Genomic DNA, 1,555 nt, shown 5'->3' with positions numbered 1-1,555 from the left:
CTTGTCGACATTGGCGCTCAGATTGCCTCCGGCAGCGGGCCCAAGATCAAAGCGACCCTCGATCAGCTGTATCAGGCGCTGCGTCTCGGTGCCGACAACGGCGCTGCCACCAAGCACGACATCCAGGCGATCGTGGCAGCTCTAGCGGAGCTGACGCAAGCGGCCGCCGACAACGACACCGCGATACGCGACTTCGGTTCGAATATGCGCCAGCTCAGCGAGATCCTGGCCGACGAGCACTTGGGCAGCGGCACCACCGGCGCGAAGATCAACCAGATACTCGATCATGCCGCGTCGCTGCTGGAGACAAACCGCGATGGGCTTAAGGGCACTGTTGCCGATTTCAAGACACTAACCGCAGCGGTCAACGACTACCGCCGCGAACTCGCGGAAACATTGGACGTCACGCCGCTGCTCGCCGCCAACGTCTACAACGCGATCGACGGCAACGCCGGCGCCGTCCGCATACACGCCCTCATCGACAAGCTTTTCCTCGACGGTCAGATGGCGAAGGAAATATGCAACCTTGCAGCAATCAGAGACCTGGGATGTGCGACGGGCACGATAACCGACTACGGGCCGGACTTCGGCGTGAAGCTCTTGGGCGAGGGCGTTTTCGGAATGCTCGAACAGATGGCAGGGGTTCGGGGATGAGGCACGGCGGCGCTGCCCGCCGCGGCTGTCGAAGCGCGGTAGCGGCCGGGTTGACGGTGCTCATTGCCGGATGTGCAACCGGGTTGCAGAGTGTGCCGCTGCCTGCGCCCAGACAGGCGGGCAACCGTATCTCGTTGACCGCCGTGTTCGCCAATGCTCTGAATCTGCCGGCAAAGGCGAAGGTCAAACTCAACGGCGCCGACATCGGCGAAGTCGAATCGATGCGCGCGCACGACTTCGCCGCCCACGTGACGATGCGGATCAGCGCCGATGTCCCATTGCTGGCCGGTGCCACCGCGGAGTTGCGTTCGGCCACACCGCTCGGTGACGTCTTCGTCGCCATCCGACCCGATCCCCACCCGGTCCCCGACGCGCCGCCGCTGCGCGACGGAGACACAATCGCGTTGAAATCCACTTCCGCGGCCGCGACCATCGAAGAAGCGCTCAGTTCGGCGACACTGCTAGTCAACGCGGGTGCCATCCGGCGCCTGGTATCCATCGTCAATGGCGCCGGCTCGGCGGTCGGCGGGCGCGGCGACAAAGTTGCCGCGCTGCTCCAGCACTCCAACACACTGATCTCGCGGCTCAATGCTCGGTCGGCTCAAATCGACGGGGCACTGCGCAGTACCTCCGGCCTTGCCGCTGCCCTTTCGGCACGCCAGGACACCCTTAACGAGGCAATCGCAGCGGCCGGCCCAGGGATAAGTACGATTCAGGACAACACCGCGCAGCTGGCCGACCTGGTGGATTCGGTCGCACGTGTCACCCGCCAGCTCAACCGGTTCCCGTCCCTGCGGGGCACCGACACCCGCAGCCTGGTCGCGGACCTCAACCGCCTCTCGGCGACGTTCAACGACATCGCCGTGGACCCCGATCTCACGTTGGACAGGTTTACCTGGAT

The 1,555-nt window shown here is 64.6% G+C and carries 1 protein-coding gene and 1 pseudogene; both read left to right on the top strand.

Annotated features, from left to right (window positions below; translation table 11 throughout):
* Positions 1-654, top strand: a pseudogene (locus VGG53_RS09865) (mammalian cell entry protein); the annotation flags it as partial.
* Between the two features lie 143 nt (positions 655-797).
* Positions 798-1,555, top strand: a 758-nt coding sequence (locus VGG53_RS09860) for an MCE family protein (protein ID WP_331517871.1), incomplete at its 3' end; no start/stop codon positions are given.

This window comes from Mycobacterium sp. (genome assembly GCF_036490025.1).
Lineage (GTDB): Bacteria > Actinomycetota > Actinomycetes > Mycobacteriales > Mycobacteriaceae > Mycobacterium.
This window is presented reverse-complemented; position numbering and strand designations above follow the sequence as displayed.